Origin of the sequence: Pseudoalteromonas sp. SWN29, from assembly GCF_015864465.1 — a bacterium.
In the GTDB taxonomy this organism is placed as follows: domain Bacteria; phylum Pseudomonadota; class Gammaproteobacteria; order Enterobacterales; family Alteromonadaceae; genus Pseudoalteromonas.
Genome location: NZ_JADYXE010000137.1, coordinates 1 through 479 on the forward strand (window position 1 = coordinate 1; position 479 = coordinate 479).

1 protein-coding gene is annotated in these 479 nt (G+C 43.6%); it reads left to right on the plus strand.

The features are described 5' to 3' along the window. The first annotated feature begins 35 nt into the window (after positions 1–35). A complete protein-coding gene (locus tag I6F53_RS20170; protein WP_197240941.1) occupies positions 36–290 on the plus strand; it encodes a hypothetical protein in 255 nt (84 codons plus the stop codon). Positions 291–479: the final 189 nt, after the last annotated feature.

Genomic DNA, 479 nt, shown 5'->3' on the forward strand with positions numbered 1-479 from the left:
ACCCGAATGGGTTGGTAGTTATAAATGGAACAGATATGCGAAAATGCAGCCTTTCGTATACTGTATACGCATACGGGAATAGCCGTGTTATTGATAACTCTATCAGTAATCTACCTAACTCAATAAGTGGAGGTAGTACAGTTAATGGTTATTCATATGATGCAGGTAATGGTTCCCGTGGTTACACCCTGAGAGAGGCGGCTGATGACCCAACTGCTGCATCTTCCGGTATACCTGTTGGGGGGTATTACTTAAAAGAGGGGAATCACGTTTGTATAAGAAAGTCATAACAAAAACCCGCTTCGGCGTGGTTAGTTTATCATCAGAATGGGATAGAAGGTCGTGGAGGTAGAGGCTAACTACACGCTGACCAACGTATGGTAACAACTTTGGGTCACGGACGACCCGCTTTAAACTGGAGGTTTTATGATTGAGTTAGATTTTAATAACGAGGTAGTGAAGGCTGCTCCGATTGTAGG

Coding starts and splice junctions, on each gene's coding strand:
- I6F53_RS20170 (WP_197240941.1), top strand. CDS start 36: ATGCGAAAATGCAGCCTTTCGTATACTGTATACGCATACGGGAATAGC.